The organism is Halolamina salina (assembly GCF_054653455.1).
In genome coordinates, this window is record NZ_BAAIGE010000002.1 from 2120390 (window position 1) to 2140562 (window position 20173).

Below are 20173 nucleotides of genomic sequence, written 5' to 3' on the forward strand. Positions count from 1 at the left end.
AGAAGGAACTGGTGGTCTACTCGGTCAGCGCCGCGGGCGGGCCGCCGGGGAGTTCGTCGCGGCTGTGCGGTTCGGTGAAGTCGATATCCGGGCCGACCGCGACGATCCGCGTGGGGTTGAGGTCACCGTGGCTGACGTAGTAGTGCCGGGTGATGTGGTCCATATTCACCGTCTCCTCGATCCCGGGCGTCTGGTAGAGATCCTTCGTGTACCCCCAGAGGTTCGGGTACTCGTGGATCGCCCGGCGGTTGCACTTGAAGTGGGTGTGGTAGACGTGGTCGAACCGGACCAGCGTCGCGAACATCGCCACGTCCGCCAGCGTCAGGCGCTCGCCGTCGCCCGCGAGGTAGCGCTGGTCGGCGAGTACCTCTTCCCAGTGGTCGAGCGCGTCGAACAGGTCGTCGACAGCGTCCTCGTAGGCGTCCTGCGTGCCCGCGAAGCCGGCGCGGTAGACGCCGTTGTTGATCGGGTCGTAGATCGCGTCGACGATCTCGTCGATCTCCCCGCGCAAGTCCTCGGGGTACAGCGAGAACTCGTTGCCGTCGAACGCGGTGTCGAGCATCCGCATGATCTCGCTCGACTCGTTGTTGACGATGGTCTCCTCCTGCTTGTCCCAGAGGACGGGCACCGTCACCCGGCCCGTGTAGTCGGGATCGGCGTCGGTGTACACCTCGCGGAGGTACTCGTAGTCGTGGAAGGGGTCGGGGTGCTCTTCGGAGAACTCCCAGCCCTCGTCGTAGCGCTCGGGCTGGACCAGCGAGATGGAGATGTCGTCCTCCAGCCCCCGGAGCTGTCGGGTCATCGCCGCGCGGTGGGCCCACGGGCAGGCCCGACAGATGTAGAGGTGGTAGCGGCCGGACTCGGGTTCGAACTCCGAGGAGTTCGGCGCCTCGCCCGCGGCGGCGACGCTCCCGTCGAGCCAGTCCCGGAAGCTGCTCTCGCTCCGGTCGAACTCACCCTCCTCGTTGGTGGAGTCGTAGGCGTCGGTCCGCCACTCGCCGTCGACGAGCATGTTCATGGGCGAAGGGAGGGGAGCGAGCCGGATAAGCCGAGCGCCGGCGGCGGACGCCTCGGCGACGCCCCCGACGCCAACAGTATTGTCGGTGGCGCCGCAACGCGGGCCTGTGCGTTCACGTCGCGCGCTGCTGGCGGCCCTGTTCGTCGCCGGCGCGCTGGTCGCCACCGCGGCGGCCGGGGCGCCGGCCGCCGAACAGCCCCCGCCGTCGGAGCAGTTGGTCTCGCCAGACGGGACCGAGAGCTACGTCTGGCCGTACACGAGCAGGAGCCGGTCGACCGAGGGGCGGACGCTCGCGCTCAACGTCGTCGTCCTCGGCGAGCCAGACCGCGTGCGCCGGGCGTTCGTCGGGCGTTCGGACACCGACTGGGGAGCCGTCGGCGGGAACGCGAGCGTCGGCGTGTCGCCGTGGCGCCCGGCCCACGGCTCGGTTCGATACTCCTACGTCGGCTCCGACCGCGAGGGGAGCGGCGAGTGGGTCGCGCCCGCCTACCAGTTGGCGGTCGGGGAGTACTTCGGCGAGCGAACCCACATCCGCGCCTACCCAAGCGCGTCGGGGGACTGGACCGCGCTGCAGGCCCACACGGAGTACTGGGACTGGTTCCGGCTCAGGCACACCGTCACCGGCGTCGGCCCGGGCGCCGAGTTCGTCGAGCGTGACCTCGCCGACGAGCCGTTCGTCGAGGAGGTCAGCCGGCAGCGCCACGGCCACGCGGGCGGCGGCAGCGACGGCTCGTGGCTCGCCGTCGAGTTCGCGGCGGCGACGCTGCTCGGTGCTGCCGTTCCGCTGACGACCCGGAGGCTCTCGCGCCGCGAACTCGCGACCCCGGTCGCGCTCCTCGGGATCGTCCTCGGTGTCCGCGCGTGGGGGCTGGCCGCCGAGGCGGTCGCCCCCGGCGTGAACCCGAAGCTATCCGTCGCGGTCGGCTACCCCGTTCTCGTCGTCGGCGTCCCTGCCGCGACCGTGGCCCTCTCCCGCGGGCGGCCGGCGCTCCGGGCTGCGCTGCTCGCGTTCGCCGGCCTCGCGCTCGCGACCCTGTTCGACCTCGCGCTCGTCGGCGTCGAACCCGTTCCGCCCCGGATCGTCCGTCACCGCCTCGCCCTCTCGGCCGCGATCGCCGTCGTCGCGTTCGGCGGTGGCCGGGCCGACCGGCGCATCGTCGCCGTCGGCGTCGGAGCGTGGCTCGTCGGGCTGGCGGCGCCGCTCTTCGGCGTCGTCTGAACGGGAAACGGGCATTCGTCTACCGGAGCAGCGTCTCGACGACCGCGCGCGCGACCGTCGGCGCGTCGGGGCCGAGGACGTAGGTGATCGCCTCCACGCCGTGGGCGCCGGTCTGGTAGAGCACGAACGGCTCCTCCGTGTCGATGTCGGCCGCCGCGACCGCCGCCTCCACGGCGTCCTCGTCCGCGCCGGGGTCGAACTCGACGGCCCGGTAGCCGGCGTCGGTGAACGCCGCGAGGATCTCCTCGTCGTAGGCGACGTTGACTGCGGCGTGGGCGTCGGTGCCGCCGGCGCGGGCCGAGAGGAGGACACCCGCGACGTGCTCGCTGACGCCGAACTCCGGGTCGCCCGGCACCGTCGCGGCGCCTTTCACGTCGACGACCCGGCCCGGAACCGCGGCCACGTCCTCGATCCCCGTCGGGTCCGGGAGGCTCTCGGCGAGGTTCGTGCCGACGTTGGGGATCAGCCCCGCGAAGCCCGAGGCGTTGGTGAGCACCCTGAGCCCCCGCCGGACGGAGGCGAGCACCTGCTCGCTCGTCCGCAGCGCCGAGTCGGCGTCGTGGACCGCGAACGTCGCGTCGACCTCGGCGAGTCCGGGGACGGCCTCCTCGTGGAGGCGCGCGAGCAGGTCGCCGTCCTCCAGTTCGCGGATCAGCACCTCCGTCTCGACCAGCGCGCCGACGCGGCTGAGCGTCCCGTCGGCCAGCCCCTCGGCCACGCGGTCGGCGAGCGCGCGCACCCGCTCGTCGCCCTTTACGTCCGGGTGAACGTCGACCTCGCCGTGGGCGTACTTCGACACCGCCGACTGGCTCACACCAAGCAGGTCGGCGACCTCGGCCTGCGTGAGCCCGCGATCCCGGAGTCGCTCGGCGAGCATCGCCCGGTACGTCGGGAGGAAGGCGTCGACGACGACCTCCTCGACGAACTTCATTCCTCGCCCTCCGAGAACTCCGGATCGACGCCGATTCGGGACGCCTGCGGGCCGGACTGGCCCTGATACTTCGAGTCGCGCTCGACGCCGTAGGGGCGGTCGGCCGCCGAGGAGAGCTCGGTGAAGATGAGCTGTGAGACGCGCATCCCCGGCGAGAGCGCGACCGGCGCGGTGCCCAGATTCGAGAGCTCGAGCGTGATCTGGCCGCGGTAGCCCGGGTCGACGATGCCCGCCGTGGCGTGGATCACGACCGCGAGCCGACCCAGCGAGGAGCGCCCCTGTACGGTGGCGATCAGGTCGTCGGGGATGTCAACGCGCTCCTTGGTCGTTCCGAGCACGAAGTCGCCGGGGTGCAGGATGAACTCCTCGCCCTCGGGGACGGTCGTCTCCCGGACGTAGTCGCCCACTTCCTGCTCGCGGTTGGGGTGGATACAGGAGATGTTGGTGCGCTGGAACTCGAGGAACTCCTCGCCGAGTCGGAGGTCGAGACTGGCCGGCTGCAGCTGGGTGTTGAGGTCGTCGACAGGGTCGACGACGAGGTCGCCCTCCTCCATCCGGCGCAGGATGTCGCGGTCCGAGAGGATCATACCCGAGGAAGAGAGCCGCGGGGGCCTAAACGCCCCGGTCCACCGAGAGTTGAAAAGGGAGAGCGCGACCAGTCACGCCGTGACCTGAGAGCCGCCCCGGAGCGACGAACGGGAGCGCAGCGCACCGCTCCGGGGGCCGTGAGCCTGCCTGTTCGCACTATCGACGGAATCAGCCGAGTTCGAAGAGGAACCCAACGAGGGTGAGCACGACGACGGCTGCCGCCGCCCTCGACACCGGGAGGCCGTGGCTGTCGGCCAGCCCGTACGTCCGGATCGCGCCGGCCCACACCGCGACGACGAGCACCGCGAGCAGGCCGACCGTCTCGATGCCCGCGATCGCCGACTGGAGCACGGCGAGGGCGTTCTCGGGGTCGTCCGGGACCGACACCGAGCGTAGCTGGCGGACCGCGAAGCCGAGCACGACGACCAGCCGCAGGAGGCTCGGCGCCATCCCCCAGCCTGCGACGGGTAGCGCCTCCCCGACGCTACCCGACCCGCCGGCGACCGACCCGGCGGCGTGGAGCACGACGGCCTGCCAGAGCCACCAGAGCGGGACGATCACGGCCACCGCGATCGGGAGCCACGAGAGCTCCTGCGCGACCATCGAACCCAGTTGCCGCTCGACGGTCGGCGGCTCGTCACAGCCCCTCGGCGTCTCCTCGAACGCCGGGTCCTCGCAGAACGAGTCGCCCGGGTACGCCGGGTTGTCGACGGTCACCGTCGTGTCGAGCGCGGCGGCGAACTGATCGAGGAACACCGCGATCCCGACGGCGCTTGCGACCGCGACGACGGCGACGACGATCGCGGCGTGGGCCAGCCGGGGCGAGCGTTCGCTGAAGTACCGGTCCGGTCGGAGGAGGGGTGTGCGGGGACCAGCCATCGCGCCACGGTGGGTGCCGAAGCGGCAAATAGCCTGCCGTCGACGCCGCCGAACTCCCGAAGCGCTTTCCCCCGCGCCGCGGGAGAGTCGGGTATGAAGCAGGCGATCGTCGCGCGGACCGACCTCGGGATGGGGACCGGCAAGCTGGCCGCACAGGTGGCACACGCCTCGCTCTCGGCGTACGAGGACGCCGACAGCCGCACCCGGACGGCGTGGAAGGGCGAGGGACAGAAGAAGGTCGTTCTGAAGGGCAGCGGCGAGGACCAGCTGTTCGAACTGGCCGACCGCGCCGAGCGGGAGGGCCTGCCCAACGCCGTGATCCGCGACGCCGGCCACACCCAGCTCGACCCGGGCACGGCGACGACGGTCGCGATCGGCCCCGGGGAGGACGAAGTAGTCGACCGCGTGACGGGCGATCTCTCGCTCTACTGAACGGCTCAAATCGGTATCCGTACCGTCCCGACCTCGAACCGGTTCCGCAATCGGTTCCCCCGTACTCGTCGTCGACGTTCCGAACCCGGGACGAACAGCGTTAACCCCCGAGGCGGGATACTCCCGGGCGATGCGTGAAGCCCATCCCCGCGAGCGGACCGTCGGCGTCGACTGGTACGTCAGCGACGCCGACGGCGTCGGCGGCCGGCTCCGGGACCGCCCCGAGGAGTTCCGAGTTCGGGAGTTGGAGGCGTTCGACACCGAGCCCGTCGACAGCGGCGCCGACGACTACCCCTACCTCGTGATCCGGGCGACGCTGTCGGGCTGGGACACCAACGACTTCGCCGGGCGGCTCTCCGACGCGATGGGGGCCTCCCGCGAGCGCGTCGACTGGGCGGGCACGAAGGACAAACACGCCGTCACGACCCAGCTGTTCTCGGTGTCCGACGCCGACCCCGCAGATCTCCCGGAGGTCCGCGGCGCCGATATCGAGGTCGTCGGGCGTGCCGGGCGACACCTCTCCTACGGCGACCTCGCGGGCAACGCCTTCGAGATCACGGTCCGGGACGCCGATCGCCCCGAGAACGCCGCGGCGATCACCGACCAGCTCCGGGCGTTCGCCGGCGGGGACGAGGGGCGGATCGGCGTCCCCAACGTCTTCGGCCACCAACGGTTCGGCAGCCGCCGTCCCGTCACCCACGAGGTCGGGCTCGCGACCGTCCGCGGGGAGTGGCGCGACGCGGTACTGGCGTACGTGGGCAACCCCTACGAAACCGAACCCGACGACACCCGCGAAGCGCGGGCGTTCGTCGACGAGCAGGCCGCGAGCGACGATCCCGACTGGGGCGCCTGCCTCGACCGGATGCCCCGGAAGCTGGGGTACGAACGGTCGATGCTCCACCGACTGCAGGAGCGGGACGCCGGCGGCGCCGACGGCGGGGAGCCGGACGACTGGCGGCACGCGCTCGAGGCCGTCCCGTCGAACCTCCAGCGGCTGTTCGTCAACGCCGCCCAGTCGTACGCGTTCAACCGGATCCTGAGCGAGCGGCTCGACCGCGGGCTCCCGTTCCACGAGCCAGTCGAGGGCGACGTGTGCTGCTTCGCCGATACGGAGGTCGACGCCGTCCGAAAGCCCGATCCCGACCGGCTCCAGCGTGCGACCGCCGAGCGCGTCGACGTGCTCACCCGCCACTGCGAGCGCGGGCGGGCGTTCGTGACCGCACCCCTGATCGGGACCGAAACCGAGTTCGCCGACGGCGAGCCCGGGGAGATCGAGCGCGAGGTGTTCGACGACCTCGGGCTGGCACCGGGGATGTTCGACCTGCCGGGGAACTTCGAGTCCACGGGGACACGGCGGGCGATCCTCGTCGACACCGAGATGACCGTCGGGCGCGATCCGCTGACGTTCGAGTTCGCGCTCCCCTCCGGGAGCTACGCGACGGCGGTGCTCCGGGAGTACCTGAAAACCGACCCCACGGACCTGTAGACGCGATCAGGCCCCGGGCGGCGTCGACGATCGGTCCTCACCGAGCACCCAGCCCGCGAGCAGCAGCGGCGAACCGAGCAGTAACACGGCGCTGACGGCCGGGAAGCCGAGCAGGAGTCCGGGAACGAGCAGCCCCATTTGTCGGAAGTAGAGCGCCGGGGACGCGACCCAGCCGAGCGCAGCGCCCGCGAGCGCGACGCCAAGTGCCGCGCGAGCGCGACCCGCAGCGAGTGCGGCGCCGGCGGGGAGCAGCGCGAGCGTCGGCCCGGCGACCGTCAACGCGAAGCCGAGGCCGTCCCACGCCGTCGCCCCGGGTGGCGTCGGCTCGAACGCCCACGCGGCGAACGTCCAGCCCGTCGTTCCCGGGGCGACGGTGCCGGCGACGACGCCGACGGCAGCACCGGCCGCGAGCGCTCGGACCGCGAGCCGTTTCGGCGAGCTGTCACCGACGAGCGACGGCCGGGCGATCCCGACGGCGACGGTCGCGAACGCGGCAGCGGGACCGAGCAGCAGCGGTTCGGCGCCGCCGAGGAACGGCGCACCCAGTAGCGGGGCCAGCAGCGGTTGGAGGGTGAGGAGCGTGGCCGTCGCGGCGAGGAGCGCGACGATGCCACGCCGCCAGCGGTCGTCAGCGGCGGGGAAGCTCCCCGACAGAAGCGCGAACAGCCCGCCGGTCACGAGCGCATGGACGAGCAGCGCCGGGAGGACGACGACTGCGGCGTTTTCGACGACGACGGGGAGCAACACGGCGGCGAGTCCGACGACGCTCGGAAGGGTGCTCGCGTGGCCGAGGACACCGGTACTGGGTTCGAACGTCGCCAGTCCACCGTGTCGTTCGGTGAGCGTGAACGAACTCCCGCCCAACCCGTCGACGGTGTCGACCCCCGGTAGCGTGTGCATGACGTCGAGGAACGAGTGGACCGTCACCCTGTCGACGCCGAGGCCAGCGTAGTTCGCCCCCTGGAGATCCGGCCGGAACTTCGTGACGACGGCGGCGCCGCCGACGGTGGCGCGAGCGAACTCGGGGTCGCTGAACCGGTAGTACCGGACGTGCTCGGCGTCCGGGAACGTCGGCCCGCCACCGCTGCTGCGGTTGAAGCCGCGTCCGGGGCCGGCCCCCACGAACTGCTCGCCGGTCGTCTCGGCGGCGAGTCGGCGATGCAGGCTGTCGTTCCCCGCCAGTTCTTCGGCGTCCGGACCCTCGAGGACCAGCCCGACGCGCCACGTCGCGTTCCCGCTCTCGGCGAGCGTGACCACCGCCGCGCTCCGGGCGACAGTCACGTCGACGCCGGCGTCGTCGGCGGCGCGTTCGTACGCCGGCGCGCAGTTCGTACAGACCGGCTCGGGCGGCGGCGCCGCGAGCGCGGGCGCGGCGAGCGTGAGCGTCGCCGAGAGGGCGATCAGCAGGACGAGCGCGGGGAGGGCACGTCGGGACACGGGGTCGCTTCCGACGGGAAGGGAGTTGAACGTTCCCCCGTGCCGGCCGAAGCACGCCGCTTTTCCGCCACAACCGCCTGCCTCCGGCATGGACTGTCGGCGGTGTGGCACCGAACTCGACCGGCCGGGCGACTACTGTCTGGCCTGCGACACCGCCAACTGCGACGCCGTCGTCGTCGCGTTCGAGCGCGAGCGCGCGACGCTGACGTTCCTCCGTGACCCGCCCGAGCACGCCGACGGGGAGAAACCCGAGATCGTCGGCGAGACGACGATCACGACCGTCCCCGAGGAGGACCCCGAGGCGCGCGTAGTCGAACTCCGCAACTTCGCCGGCAAGGTCGCCGACGAGATCCGGCGCAAGCGCCCCGAGGAGGTGTACGCTTCCGGCGCGCGCGAGCCGCTGCGGGAGTGTCGCGCCCAGCTCCACCACCGGTTCTACCGCGTCCCCGACGACGACCCAGTCGAACGGGTCCGGAGTCAGCGCGGCGAGCGGAGCCTCGAAGTGGTCGACACGCCGCCGACGGAGAAGCTCGGCGGCTCGCACTCCACCCTCATCGGCGGCCGCGACGGCCGGGACGTGGTGAACACCGTCGCCGCCCACCCGAACGTGAAGAAGCTCATCCCGGGACCGATCGAGGCCGGCGGCGGCGGCAGCCGCGGCGGCGTCCGGGCGAAGGCGACCCGCGCCGGCGAGAGCGGCAACGTCCGCCTGCTGATTCGGGACGGCTCCAGCGTGCAGGAGAACCGCGTCGTGACGACGGCGATGGACCGCGAGACCGGCGAGCGCGTTCGGGAGGCGCTCAACGAGGCGCTGGTCGAGGCGGGGTATCAGGACGACTGACGGGGGCGGCGCGACTCGCAGGGTTTTTGTGCGTACTGGGGCTACTCCCGTGCACTATGGCTGAGAACAAGGCTCGGTCCGTCGGCAGCGCCGGCCGCTTCGGCGCGCGCTACGGGCGAGTCTCCCGGCGACGCGTCTCGGAAATCGAAGACGCGATGGAGAACGCCACCGTCGACGGCGACTCCGTCAAGCGCATCGGCACCGGCATCTGGAAGAACGAGGAGACGGGCGAGACGTTCACCGGCGGCGCCTACCGCCCGGAGACGCCCGGCGGTCGCTCGGTCCAGCGCTCCATTCGCGCGGCACTCTCCGAAGAGAGCGAATAGATGAGCTACAAGTGCTCCCGCTGTAAGCGCGACGTCGAACTCGACGAGTACGGCGGCGTGCGCTGTCCCTACTGTGGCCACCGCGTCCTGCTGAAGGAGCGCGGCGGCGACGTGAAGGAAGTCGACGTGAAGTGACGGCACACACGGCGACGCTCTCCGTCTCCTACGGCTCTCCCGACCGCGCCAGACGCGTCGCCGCCAGTCTCGACCCCGAAGTCGGCGGCGTCGACGACGATCGAGCCAGCGCGCGCGTCGCCCGGGAGGGGAACACCGTCGAGGTGACCGTCGAGGCGGCAGATCTGACCGCGCTCCGGGCCGGCACGACGAGCTGGAGCCGACTACTGACGGTCGCGGAGCGGGTAACTGCGGCCGGAGCCCAACGGTTTTAGCCTCCGCACGGAAACTGTACGGGTGTGATACCCCCGATCGCCAGCAACTTCGTCGCGGGTGAGAGCCCGGCGGCCGCACTCGATCACGCCGCGCGGATGAACGACGACGGCGTGAACGTCATTCTGAACCTCCTCGGCGAACACTACGAGGAGCCCGAGAACGCCGCCGCGGACACGAAATCCTACCGGGCGCTGGTGCGCGACATCGCCGACAGCGACGTCGACGCCTGTATCTCCGTCAAACCCTCACAGCTGGGCATCGACATCGGCGACGACGTGTTCACGTCGAACTTCCGCTCGATCGTCGAGGCCGCACAGGACGCCGGCGTGTTCGTCTGGTGTGACATGGAGGACGCCGACACCACCGACGTGACGCTGGACGCCTTCGAGGAGTTCGCCCGGGAGTTCGACGGCGGCGTCGGCCAGTGCGTGCAGTCGAACCTCCGGCGGACCAGCGACGACCTCGAACGGCTGGCCGACGTTCCCGGGAAGATCCGGCTGGTCAAGGGCGCCTACGACGAGCCCGAGTCGGTCGCCTACACCGAGAAGAGCGAGGTGGACGAACGCTACCGCGAGGACCTGGAGACGCTGTTCGCGGAGTACGAGGGCGAGATCGCCGTGGGGAGCCACGACCCGGCGATGATCGACTACGCCCGGGACCTCCGCGAGGAGTACGACCGGGAGTTCGAGGTGCAGATGCTGATGGGGGTCCGCGACGACGCCCAGCGCGAGCTCGCCGCCGAGGGTGAGGAGGTCTGGCAGTACGCGCCCTACGGCGACAAGTGGCTCTCGTACTTCTACCGCCGGGTACGCGAGCGCAAGGAGAACGCGCTGTTCGCGCTGCGGGCGATCGTGAGCGGGTAGCCGCGTGACGCAATCGTGAGCGGGTAGCCGCGAAGCGCAATCGTGAGCGGGTAGCGGTACGGCTTTACTTCTCGGGGCGACACGTTCGAGTGAATGACCCGGTGGAAGCGCGACTTCGCCAGCGGCCTGATCGTCGTCCTCCCGGTCGTAGTGCTGCTGTTGGTGCTCCGGTGGCTGATCGGCCACCTGCTCGGCCTCCCGCTGAACGTCCCCCCCAACCGCATCCCGGTGGGGTTGGTGCCGCGACCGATCAGCGTGGAGGCGGCGGCGATGGCGCTCGAACTGGGGCTGACGCTCGGGCTGTTCCTCTCGGTCACGCTGGCGGCCGGCTACCTGATGCGCACGCAGATGGGGCGGATCGCCGAGGGGCTGTTCGACGACGTAGTGAACCGCGTCCCCGGCGTCCGGGTGCTGTACAACGCCTCGAAGCTGGCGGTCGAAACGGCCGTCTCGGGCGCGAGCGAACTCCAGCAGCCGGTGAAACTGGAGCCCTGGGACGGGATGCGGATGACCGCGTTCAAGACCGGGCAGACGACCGACGACGGCCGGGACGTGCTGTTCCTCCCGACGGCGCCGAACATCACCACCGGGTTCGTCGTGGAGGTCGAGCCTGACGACTACGAGGAGACCGACGAGAACGTCGAACAGGCGCTCACTCGCGTCCTCTCGGCGGGGTTCGGCGAGTCGAACGAGGCCGAAACCCCGCTTGGCGAGATCGGCGCCGAGGGCGACGCGGACGGGGACCGATCCAGACCCTGACGCCGCCCGGCACCGCGGCGGAGTTCAGAACGGGATCCGTGGTTCGAGCCGTTCGACGAACCGACGGATGCGACCTTGGTTGTAGTAGCCGAGCAGCGAGAGCGAGACCACCGCGCCGATCAGCGCCGCACCCGAGAGGAACTGTCCGTTCGCCAGTTCGCCGCCGGCGTACACCGTGATGACGTAGGCGGGCAGGCGGCCGACGGCGATGACCGCCATGAACGTTCTGAGACGCCACGTCGTGAGCCCGCTCAGGAAGCAGATCGCGTCGTCGGGGAGGCCGGGGATGAGGACGAACACGATGAGTCCCGGGATCCCGACCCGCTCGACGAACCCGTCGAACCGCGTGAGGATGTCCTCGTGGAGCGCGCTCTCGACGAACGGACGCCCGTACCGCTTCGCGAGGCTGAACGCGACGGCGCTCCCGATGAGCACGCCGACGAGGCTGTAGACGGTTCCGGCGACCGCACCGAAGAGGTAGCCGGCGACGAGGGCCACGATCTGTCCGGGGATCGGGGCGACGACGACCTGGGTCGCCTGCACGATCACGAACACCAGCGGGGCGAACACGCCGAACTGGTCGATCCAGAGCCGGAGGGCCTCCGTGTCGAAGACGAACGGCGCGTAGCGACGCAACGCGACGTAGAGGGCGACGAACCCGGCACCGAGGAGGGCGACCGCGAGGACCACTCGCCAACGGGCTTGCCGTGACGAGAAGAACTTCATAGAGATCGATTGTCGGTACGCAGTCTTGAATCTTCTTTCTCGTGGCACAGCTTCTCACCCCTATAGCTGGCACCCACGGAACCGGGGCAGTGCCGAACCGGCGCCGCCGACCCACAGCCTACAAGCGATGCCCACCCGAGCACCGCGTATGCGCCTCTCCGACGCGACGTGGACCGACGTTCGCGACGCCGACGCCGACCTCGCCGTCCTCCCGGTCGGCTCGACCGAGGGTCACGGCCCGCACGCGCCGCTGGGAACCGACGCGTTCACCGCCGAAGCCGTCGCCGAGGCCGGCGCCGACGCCTACGAAGCCGAGACGGGCGATCCCGTGCTCGTCGCACCGACGGTGCCGGTCGGCATCAGCGAGGAGCACCGCGCGTTCGACGGGACGCTCTGGGTGTCGCCGGACACGTTCCGCGCGTACGTCCGCGAAACCGTCGAGAGCCTCGCCGCTAGCGACGGGCCGGACGCGGTCGTGCTGGTCAACGGCCACGGCGGGAACGTCGACGCGCTCCGGGAGGTCGCCGCGCGGCTCACCCGCGACGGGGTGGCCCGCGTGGCGCCGTTCACGTGGTTCGAGGCGGTCGGCGAGCACAGCAGCGACATGGGCCACGCCGGCCCGCTGGAGACCGCGTTCCTGCGACACGGCCGCCCCGAACTCGTCCGCGAGGAGCGCATCGACGACGCCCGCGAGGGCGGGAGCGAGCGCTGGGGCGACTGGGTGTCGGGGGTGAACCTCGCCGTCGACAGCGACGAGTTCACCGAGAACGGCGTGGTCGGCGACCCCGGAGAGGGCGACGCCGAACGGGGAGCGGAGCTCGAGGAGCTGGCGACGGCAGCGCTGGTCGATCTGCTCGACGCGGTTCGGGAGCGAGCGGGCTGACTACTCGTCCTCGCCGTCCTCGTCCTCCATGGCGTCCTGCAGCGTGGAGCGCAGCGACGGCAGCGTCCCCGCGAGTTCGCTGGCGTCGTCGTGGGCGTCTTCGATGTCCTCGATCAGTTCCTCGAGGTCGTCGATCTCGGCTTCCAGATCGTCAGCGTCCTCGAACGCGTCGGCGCGCTCGCCCATCACGTACTGCTTCTTCGCCGCCCGGAGGTGCTCGGCGGCGTCGGCGGTGTCCAGTGCGGACTTGAGGCCGTTGAGCACGCCCAGCGCGTTGTCGGCGTCCACCTCCCAGATCGCGTCGGCGTCCGGGAGCGACTCGCGGGCGTCGGCGAGGTGGCTCTCGACCTCGCCACGCATCTCCTCGGCCGCCTCGCCGAACAGGTCGTCCTCGTCGAACGTGGTCTGACTCATGCGGGTAGTTTGCACACCGGGGCGGTAAAAAGGTCGCCACGGAGCGGAACTGAAACGACGGGCGATATCGGTTCAGACCGCGGTTCAGCCGGGTCCGGGGGATCAGTTTCACCGCGCCGGCCCGGCCGTCGATCGCGGCAGTCGCCTCAGCGATCGCGGCAGTCGCCTCAGCGATCGTGGTAGTCGCCTCAGTCCTCGACGGCGACGAGCTTCATCCGCGGGTAGCCGTCCTCCATCGCCATCCGCGTGCGGACCGCGGTTCCCTCGTAGTCGATCCGCATCTCGACCTCCATCAGGCTGCCCGTGAGCTCGGCGTACCCCTCGTCGTGGTCGATCGCGTCGGCGACGCGGTCGTCGAGGATCTCGACGGCGACGGACTCGCAGTACGGCTGGTTCTCGATCGCCTCCTCGATGGCGGTTTCGAGGCTGCGGGTGCTCTCCGGCGAGACGGGGGTGCCGGCGAACTGGTGGTAGAGCGAGCCGAACTTGATGCCGGCCTCGAAGCAGGCCTGCTGGGCGTCGGTCGTGTCGGACATACGCGGGGCTGGGCGGCGACCCGGGAAAGCGGTACCGGAGCCGACCCGCCGAACCGCACCGTATTTACCCCCAGTATCCACATATCCACCCGAATGGACGACCCGGTGCTGCTGACGGGTGCCGGCGGCCGCGTGGGGCAGGCGATCCTCTCGCGGCTCGCCGACGAGTACGACTGGCGGCTGCTCGACCGGGAGCCGATCCCCGAGGAGCGCCGACACGGCGTCCCCGAGTCGGCGTCGATCGTCGCGGACGTGACCGACGAGCACGCCGTCGCCGACGCCGTTTCCGGCTGTGGCGCGGTGATCCACCTCGCGGGCGACCCCCGGCCGGACGCGCCGTGGGACTCGGTGCTCGCGAACAACATCGACGGCACCCAGACCGTGTTCTCCGCTGCCGTCGACGCCGGCGTCGAGAAGGTCGCCTTCGCCTCCTCCAACCACGCCGTCGGCGCCTACGAGACCGACGAGCGCACGCCGGAGATGTATCGGACCGACGACGAGTACCGACTCGACGGCACCGAACTCCCGCGACCGTCGAACCTCTACGGCGTCTCGAAAGCGAGCGGCGAGACGCTCGGGCGCTACTACCACGACCACGCCGACCTCGACGTGGTCTGTGTCCGGATCGGGAACCTCACTGAGGGCCACCCCCCGCGGGAATACGAGCGCGGGCAGGCGATGTGGCTCTCCCACCGCGACTGCGCCCGCCTGTTCCGGTGCTGTCTGGAGGCCGACTACGGGTACGAGATCGTCTACGGCATCTCCGACAACGACCGGAAGTACTACTCAATCGAGCGCGCGAAGGAAGTGCTCGGCTACGAGCCCGTCGACAATTCTGCGGAGTACACGTTCAAAGGGGAACCGAAAGACGACGCGGCGTAGCTACGCGTCCTCGACGGCCGCGAGCAGGTCGTCGTAGTCGGGTTCGTTCGTCGGATCGTCGGCGACCCAGTCGTACGTCACCGTCCCGTCGTTATCGAGCACGAACACCGCGCGGTTCGCGATGCCGTAGAGGCCGAGGTCGGGGATGTCCATCTCCAGTCCGTACGCCCGGATCGCCTCGCCGGCCATGTCGCTCACGAGGTCGAACTCGATGCCGTGCTCCTCGCGGAACGCCCCCTGGGAGAACGGCGAGTCGGCGCTGACGCCGAACACCGTCGCACCGGCGGCCTCGAACTCGCCGATGCGTTCCTGCAGCGCGACCATCTCGTTCGTGCAGGGCGGCGTGAACGCGCCGGGGAAGAAGGCGAGCACGACCGGCCCGTCGCCGAGGTGGTCGTCGAGGTCGAAATCCTCGTGGTCGCTCGTCCCTTTCGTCGCCGAGAATCTCGGTGCCGAATCGCCGGTAGAAACCATACCGAACTGTACGGCCCGCCGACAGTTAAAGACGGCCACGAACATGGGCGGGAACGAACATCTATGTCCACGGGCGGCTACTCCCGACCGTGTCCCGACTCGAACGCGTCCGGATCTACCCGGTGAAGGGACTCGACGCCACCGAGGTCGAGTCCAGCGAGATCCTCGACGGCGGCACGCTCGCGGGCGATCGCGAGTTCGCGCTGTTCGAGGCCGCCGCCGTCCCGTCCGACGCCGAGGACGACAGTATCGACGGCAACCCCCACGACAACGGGGTGTTCAACGCCAAGCACAGCGACCGGTTCCACGAACTCGACACCGCGTACGACCCCGAAACGACGACGCTGACCGTCGAAACCGCCGACGGCGACCGCCGCGAGTTCGACCTCGACGACGAGCGCGCGGCGGCCGGGGCGTGGTTCTCGGAGTTCTTCGACGCCGATCTCACCCTCCGCCGCGACGCGTCGCTGGGGTTCGTCGACCGGCGGGGGATGGGACCGTCGGTGATCAGCACCGCCACGCTGGAAACCGTCGCCTCGTGGTTCGACGACCTGAGCGTCGAGGGCGCGCGCCGGCGCCTGCGGGCGAACCTCGAGGTCTCCGGCGTGCCGGCGTTCTGGGAGGACCGCTTCGTCGGCGAGGACGCCCCGGCGTTCGAAGTCGGCGGCGTCCGGATCGAGGGTGTCACCCCCTGCGCCCGCTGTGTCGTGCCCGAGCGCGACCCCGAGACGGGAGAGCCGACGCCGGAGTTCCGGCAGCGGTTCCTCGAGAAGCGCGAGGAGACGTTCCCCGACTGGGCCGACGAGGCGGCGTTCGACCACTTCTACACGCTGATGCTGATCGCGCGAGTGCCGGAGGCGGATCGTGGTCAGCGCCTCGCCGTCGGCGATCCCGTCGAGATCGTCGACTGAGGCGGCGTCAGTCGAACAGTCCCGAAACGTCGTCTTCCTTGCGCCGCTGGCGGCCCACGAGCCCCGAGAGTCGCTCGAACACGATCGCGCGCTCGCTCGGCTCCGCGGCCGCGTAATCGCGAACGAACGTCGCGTAGCGCGTAGTTTCCGGATGCTCGCTCCGCCGGGCGAACCGCAACGCGTCCGCGACGACCTCGGGGTCGTCGCCCCGAGCGGCGGCGACGGTGCCCGCGACGACGACCGCCGCCGACAGCGGGAGCGCACCCGGCGTGGGGCGGTCGCCGTCGACCGCGATCCGGGGCGGCGGCGAGCGTTCGGCGATCTCCGGATCGGTACCGAACGCTGCCAGCCAGCGCTCGATCGGGGCGAGATCGACGCGAGTACCGTCGACTGCATCGAGTTCGATATCGGCCGCCGTCGCCGCATCGAGCGCCGCGTCCCACTCGCCGCGGCGACTCTCGGTGACGGCCGTCGCGAACGCGGCCAGCCCGTCGAGTAGCTGATCGTCGGCGTCGTCGGCCTCGGGGGCTACGGGCGCTTCGCCCGCCCAGATCGAGCGGGCGACGCCGTACTGGCCGGCGTTGTGTGCCGCCGCGCCGGCGAGGAGCGCAGTCATCCCTCGGCCTCCGCGAGTGCTTCCTCGTCGACGTAGACGACGACCTCCCGGCCCATCGTCCGGAGGTGGTGCTGGCGGCGCTCGTACCCGTCGTCGAGCGCGGCGTCGACCGTGTCGTCGTGGTCGACGTGGGCGATCACGACCGCGGGCTGGCTCTCTTGGATCTGCGACCGGAGTTCGGTCTCGTTGTACGCACACTGCTGGCTCACGTCGTCGGCGGCGACGTACCAGTGGATCGGCAGCGCCCTCGCGAGGCGCAAGCACTCGGGCGCCATCCCGCCACCTTCCCCGGGTTCGGCGACCAACTCCTCGCCGTAGACGAGCAGGTCGGTCCCCTCGTGTGTGGGCGCGATCGCGCCGATGTCGTCGAACGTTCCCCGGAACTCCTGCTGAGGCTGGGCGTACTGCACGAGCTCGTTGTCGTCGGCCGTGGGGTTGACGTACGACGCCGAGGCCGCCGGGACGAGCATCGCTCCGGTGACGAGCAGCAGCAGCGCCACGGTCAGCACGGTACCGACGCGGTCCTCCGCGGCCAGCGACTGCCAGCCCCAGCGGACCACCAGCCCCAGCGCGACGGCGGCCGGGATCACCAGCGGGACGATCGCGTTCACCATGATCCAGCCCGCGCGGATGTCCGTCGCCAGCGGGTAGCCGAGGATGCTGACGAACCCCCAGTAGCCCGTGAACATCACCAGCGATCGCGGGCGGTCGCCGGCGTAGCGCGCGACGACGAACCCCAGCGCCGCGAACGGCACGACGACCAGCGCGTAGTTCGCGAGCACCGAGACCGTGTGCTCGAGGAAGCAGACGTAGCCGCCGATGATCGTCTCCTCGCCGCACTTCGGCTCGACGCTCCCGCCGAACCAGTACTCCAGCCCCGGGCGGATGTCGCCCCACGTCGCCTCGAACAGCTCGGGGAAGCGGAGGGGGTTGAACACGGCGTCCCAGAGGCCGACGCCCGAGCCGACGGTTCGCGGGGCGTAGAAGAACAGCGAGATCAGGAGGAACAGCCCCAGACTCCCGAGCAGCGCGCCGCCCCAGCGGATCGCATCCCCGTCCGGGCGAACCACGTCGACGAGCATCGTCAGCGAGACCAGCAGCACCAGCGCCGTCACGACGGCGGTCAGCGCCCACCCCGACAGCGTCGCGTAGCCGAGCACGAGCAGCGTGAGCGCGGAGAGGACCGTCCAGACGGCGGCGTCGGTCGAGCGCTCGGGGTCACGCAGCGCCTCGAAGTACGGCTCGACGCGGGCGGCGACGGCGTCGATCCCCGAGTCGTAGTTCCGGGGGTGCATCAGCGAGAAGTCGAGCAGGAGCGCCCCTGCGCCGATCCAGCACATCAGGTACACCAGCGCGTTCTCCTTGGCCGCGAAGCCGAGCGCGCCGAACGCGAAGGCGGGGTAGAGCAGCCGCGGGCGGGCGTCGTCCACCGCACGGAGGCCGAAGCCGAAGGCGACGAACATGAACGCCGCGACCAGCAGCGAACTCCGGTAGAACCGCGAGTAGTAGAGCATGATCGGGTTGAACGCGAGCAGGACGGCGACGAGCACCGTCTCCGTGTCGCGCAGGCGCTGCCGGAACAGCAGTGCGGCGAGCGGGAGCAGCGCGCCGACGACGGCGACGAACAGCCGCATCGAGAAGTCGTTCGGACCGAGAACGGCGAACAGCCACGCGTCGGCGTACTGCGCGAGCGGCCCGTGGACGATGTAGCGGTAGCTGATCTCGCCCGTCTCGAGGTAGTGCAGCGCCCAGTAGGCCACGCGCCCCTCGTCGAAGTGAGCGACGCGCTGGCCGAGAAAGAGGAGACGGGCGATTAACCCGGCGGCGACCACGACGAGCACGGCCCGGACCGTGTCGTCGGTCCGGCGGAGGGCGTCGGGGAGCGAGGAACGATCCATCGGTCAGCGAGTGTAACGGGCGAAACCTAAGTGTGTCCTTCCCGGCCCGAGCGGGCGGTACAGCCCCGGAGCGGCTCAGAGCAGTTCGTCGGCGTCGATGCGGCCGCCGTGCTCGACGCCGCGAACCGTGACTTCCTCGCCGAGCTGGACGCTCTCGCTCGTCTCGACGCTGCGGGTCTCCTCGCCGTTGTCGACGACGACCGGACTACCGGACTGGACGACCGTCCCGGTGAACTCGACCTCTTCGCCGTCCCCCTCGGCACTCTCGTCGTCGCGGAGCTCGTCCGCCCCGTCGCCGTCCTCGCCGAACGCCGAGAGGCCGCCCTGATCCGCCGACGGCGGCGTCTTCTCGTCGCCGCCCGCGTCGGCCCCCGCTACGTCGGCCTCGCCGTCGAGGATCGAGACGGTCGACTGCCAGCCTGCGGAGGCCTCGAGCTCGTCCTGCCAGCCGTCCTGAATCTCCACGTCGGTGAACGCGACGCGGTCGGCAAGCGTGATGTCACGATCCGCTTTCTCCCCCCAGAGTGCGACCCGGATGTCGCCCGTGTCGTCACGGACGCGGACGTTCCGGACCTGCCCCTCGGAGCCGTCGTCGCGGTCGAACGTGCGCTTGTCGTCGGTCTCGATCACTGCGCCCGCGATGTCGACGGTGTCGCCCATCTCCACGTCGTCGATGGCCGTCGTCTCGGGGACGTACTCCACGTCCTCGTCGACCTCCTCGATGGTGCCACGGGAGCCGACGTGCAGTTCGAGGTCGCCCTCGCGCTCGCGGACGTAGCCGTCGACGACCTCGACGACTTCGTCGGCTTCGAGCTCGTCGAGCAGGTCGGTCGCCTCGTCCCAGAGCGTCACCCGGATGCGGCCCGTCTCGTCGCCGATCGCGACGTTCGCGACCCGGCCCTCGGTGCCGTCGTCGCGGTCGAACGTGCGGTACTGGTCGTCGACGTCGAGCAGCTTCCCGACGAGGGTCACGTCCGACAGGCCCATCGAGAGCTCCTCGACCGTGTAGCTGTCACTGACGGAGACGTCGATCTCCACGTCGGGGTCGATCTCGGCTTTGTCCGCCGAGACCTCGACGCCGTTGTACCCCTCCTTGGGGCGGCCGGCGATCCGGAGCACGTCGCCCTCCTCCAACTCTTCGAGCGCGGACTCGGCCATCTCGTCCCACAGCGAGAGCCGGATCCGGCCGGACTCGTCGGCGACCTCGGTGTTGACGACCTGTCCGTCGGGCTGGTCGCCATCGCGCTCGAACGTCCGCTTCTCGCCGATGGAGACCAGCTTCGCGACGAACTTCACGTCGTCCATCCCCGGCTCGATGTCCGCGACGCTCTCGACCTCGCCGCCCTCGTCCTCGAGCTCGTGGGCGACCAGCATCGCCGCCGTCTCGTCGTCAGCGAGGCCACCCATCTCCTCGACTTTCTCCGCCACCATCTCCTCGAACTCCTCGGCGGAGACGTCCGCGTCGAGTTCCTCGTGGACGTCGTCGATGGCACTCATTCGTAGCGGTGGGTAGCACAGCCGACGGTTAAGCGTTGCCGTTGGGGTGGGAACGCGCCGCTTGCGTGTGGTTTCGTGGTTCGGTTCGTGTCGTCCATACGCGGGCTGGTGCGCCCTCCTACAAGAGGGTCGGGACGGCGTCGCGGGACGGTCGACGACCCGCCGGC

General features: G+C 70.5%; 24 protein-coding genes. 12 read left to right on the plus strand and 12 right to left on the minus strand.

All coding sequences use genetic code 11. From position 1 onward, the window contains the following. Positions 1-16 precede the first annotated feature (16 nt). Positions 17-1018, minus strand: coding sequence for a glutathione S-transferase family protein (locus ACYQZ5_RS11320; protein ID WP_379732891.1), 1002 nt, complete (start codon positions 1016-1018; stop codon positions 17-19). Between the two features lie 106 nt (positions 1019-1124). Here ACYQZ5_RS11320 and ACYQZ5_RS11325 point away from each other — a divergent pair, with 106 nt between their 5' ends. Next, the gene (locus ACYQZ5_RS11325; protein WP_459846215.1) at positions 1125-2237 is read left to right on the plus strand and encodes a hypothetical protein; all 1113 of its coding nucleotides are present in this window, start codon (positions 1125-1127) and stop codon (positions 2235-2237) included. A gap of 19 nt (positions 2238-2256) precedes the next feature. Here the strand turns inward: ACYQZ5_RS11325 and ACYQZ5_RS11330 are convergent, their stop codons facing one another. From ACYQZ5_RS11330 to ACYQZ5_RS11340, 3 genes are all read right to left on the minus strand, one after another. Then, positions 2257-3168 carry a thiamine-phosphate synthase family protein gene (locus ACYQZ5_RS11330; RefSeq protein WP_459846217.1) on the minus strand — a complete coding sequence of 304 codons (912 nt, stop codon included), beginning with the start codon at positions 3166-3168 and terminating at the stop codon, positions 2257-2259. Continuing rightward, complete coding sequence (gene dcd, locus ACYQZ5_RS11335; protein ID WP_379732297.1) at positions 3165-3755, minus strand: dCTP deaminase; 591 nt, start codon at positions 3753-3755, stop codon at positions 3165-3167. The genes ACYQZ5_RS11330 and dcd overlap by 4 nt, the downstream gene beginning before the upstream one ends. 169 nt (positions 3756-3924) lie before the next feature. After that, the gene (locus tag ACYQZ5_RS11340; RefSeq protein WP_379732298.1) at positions 3925-4635 is read right to left on the minus strand and encodes a YIP1 family protein; all 711 of its coding nucleotides are present in this window, start codon (positions 4633-4635) and stop codon (positions 3925-3927) included. Positions 4636-4728: 93 nt separating this feature from the next. Here ACYQZ5_RS11340 and pth2 point away from each other — a divergent pair, with 93 nt between their 5' ends. Together pth2 and truD are read left to right on the plus strand one after the other, a co-directional pair. Continuing rightward, positions 4729-5067 carry a peptidyl-tRNA hydrolase Pth2 gene (gene pth2 / locus ACYQZ5_RS11345; RefSeq protein WP_379732299.1) on the plus strand — a complete coding sequence of 113 codons (339 nt, stop codon included), beginning with the start codon at positions 4729-4731 and terminating at the stop codon, positions 5065-5067. 130 nt (positions 5068-5197) lie between these two features. Next, entirely contained in the window at positions 5198-6553 is a 1356-nt protein-coding gene (truD, locus tag ACYQZ5_RS11350; protein ID WP_459846220.1) for a tRNA pseudouridine(13) synthase TruD, read from the plus strand. A 6-nt stretch (positions 6554-6559) separates the two neighbouring features. On the opposite strand, the gene ACYQZ5_RS11355 is transcribed toward truD, so the two are convergent. Further along, the gene (locus ACYQZ5_RS11355; RefSeq protein WP_459846222.1) at positions 6560-7990 is read right to left on the minus strand and encodes a hypothetical protein; all 1431 of its coding nucleotides are present in this window, start codon (positions 7988-7990) and stop codon (positions 6560-6562) included. An 88-nt stretch (positions 7991-8078) separates the two neighbouring features. Here ACYQZ5_RS11355 and ACYQZ5_RS11360 point away from each other — a divergent pair, with 88 nt between their 5' ends. The 6 genes from ACYQZ5_RS11360 (at position 8079) to ACYQZ5_RS11385 (ending at position 11169) form a co-directional block, all read left to right on the plus strand. Next, entirely contained in the window at positions 8079-8831 is a 753-nt protein-coding gene (locus ACYQZ5_RS11360) for a DUF2103 domain-containing protein (protein ID WP_379818401.1), read from the plus strand. Positions 8832-8887: 56 nt separating this feature from the next. Further along, a complete protein-coding gene (locus tag ACYQZ5_RS11365) occupies positions 8888-9157 on the plus strand; it encodes an eL43 family ribosomal protein (protein ID WP_379732190.1) in 270 nt (89 codons plus the stop codon). Next, complete coding sequence (locus tag ACYQZ5_RS11370) at positions 9158-9292, plus strand: DNA-directed RNA polymerase subunit P (RefSeq protein WP_049981803.1); 135 nt, start codon at positions 9158-9160, stop codon at positions 9290-9292. It begins immediately after the preceding gene. After that, entirely contained in the window at positions 9289-9546 is a 258-nt protein-coding gene (locus tag ACYQZ5_RS11375; RefSeq protein ID WP_379732189.1) for a KEOPS complex subunit Pcc1, read from the plus strand. The genes ACYQZ5_RS11370 and ACYQZ5_RS11375 overlap by 4 nt, the downstream gene beginning before the upstream one ends. Before the next feature lie 24 nt (positions 9547-9570). Continuing rightward, positions 9571-10410: a proline dehydrogenase family protein gene (locus ACYQZ5_RS11380; RefSeq protein WP_379732188.1), complete on the plus strand. Its 840-nt coding sequence runs from the start codon at positions 9571-9573 to the stop codon at positions 10408-10410. A 93-nt stretch (positions 10411-10503) separates the two neighbouring features. Further along, entirely contained in the window at positions 10504-11169 is a 666-nt protein-coding gene (locus tag ACYQZ5_RS11385) for a DUF502 domain-containing protein (RefSeq protein WP_379732187.1), read from the plus strand. Positions 11170-11193: 24 nt separating this feature from the next. On the opposite strand, the gene ACYQZ5_RS11390 is transcribed toward ACYQZ5_RS11385, so the two are convergent. Next, the gene (locus ACYQZ5_RS11390; RefSeq protein WP_379732186.1) at positions 11194-11895 is read right to left on the minus strand and encodes a TVP38/TMEM64 family protein; all 702 of its coding nucleotides are present in this window, start codon (positions 11893-11895) and stop codon (positions 11194-11196) included. Positions 11896-12043: 148 nt separating this feature from the next. Here ACYQZ5_RS11390 and ACYQZ5_RS11395 point away from each other — a divergent pair, with 148 nt between their 5' ends. Next, a complete protein-coding gene (locus tag ACYQZ5_RS11395) occupies positions 12044-12778 on the plus strand; it encodes a creatininase family protein (RefSeq protein WP_379818400.1) in 735 nt (244 codons plus the stop codon). Here ACYQZ5_RS11395 and ACYQZ5_RS11400 read toward each other — a convergent pair whose 3' ends face one another. Then, the gene (locus ACYQZ5_RS11400) at positions 12779-13192 is read right to left on the minus strand and encodes a DUF5790 family protein (RefSeq protein ID WP_379732093.1); all 414 of its coding nucleotides are present in this window, start codon (positions 13190-13192) and stop codon (positions 12779-12781) included. Positions 13193-13380: 188 nt separating this feature from the next. After that, entirely contained in the window at positions 13381-13728 is a 348-nt protein-coding gene (locus tag ACYQZ5_RS11405; RefSeq protein ID WP_379732092.1) for a dihydroneopterin aldolase family protein, read from the minus strand. Positions 13729-13821: 93 nt separating this feature from the next. Between ACYQZ5_RS11405 and azf the strand changes: the two genes are divergently transcribed. Continuing rightward, positions 13822-14610: an NAD-dependent glucose-6-phosphate dehydrogenase Azf gene (gene azf, locus ACYQZ5_RS11410; protein ID WP_379818399.1), complete on the plus strand. Its 789-nt coding sequence runs from the start codon at positions 13822-13824 to the stop codon at positions 14608-14610. Here the strand turns inward: azf and ACYQZ5_RS11415 are convergent, their stop codons facing one another. Then, complete coding sequence (locus tag ACYQZ5_RS11415; RefSeq protein ID WP_379732090.1) at positions 14611-15084, minus strand: redoxin domain-containing protein; 474 nt, start codon at positions 15082-15084, stop codon at positions 14611-14613. A gap of 89 nt (positions 15085-15173) precedes the next feature. Here ACYQZ5_RS11415 and ACYQZ5_RS11420 point away from each other — a divergent pair, with 89 nt between their 5' ends. Beyond that, a complete protein-coding gene (locus tag ACYQZ5_RS11420; RefSeq protein ID WP_379732089.1) occupies positions 15174-15995 on the plus strand; it encodes an MOSC domain-containing protein in 822 nt (273 codons plus the stop codon). A 7-nt stretch (positions 15996-16002) separates the two neighbouring features. Here the strand turns inward: ACYQZ5_RS11420 and ACYQZ5_RS11425 are convergent, their stop codons facing one another. The 3 genes from ACYQZ5_RS11425 to ACYQZ5_RS11435 form a co-directional block, all read right to left on the minus strand. Beyond that, positions 16003-16611, minus strand: coding sequence for a hypothetical protein (locus ACYQZ5_RS11425; protein ID WP_459846228.1), 609 nt, complete (start codon positions 16609-16611; stop codon positions 16003-16005). Next, positions 16608-18509: a flippase activity-associated protein Agl23 gene (locus ACYQZ5_RS11430; RefSeq protein ID WP_379730658.1), complete on the minus strand. Its 1902-nt coding sequence runs from the start codon at positions 18507-18509 to the stop codon at positions 16608-16610. Before ACYQZ5_RS11430 ends, ACYQZ5_RS11425 begins: the two co-directional genes overlap by 4 nt. Before the next feature lie 75 nt (positions 18510-18584). Next, on the minus strand, positions 18585-20006 hold the full coding sequence (locus ACYQZ5_RS11435) for a single-stranded DNA binding protein (protein ID WP_379730659.1): 1422 nt from the start codon (positions 20004-20006) through the stop codon (positions 18585-18587). Positions 20007-20173 lie beyond the last annotated feature (167 nt).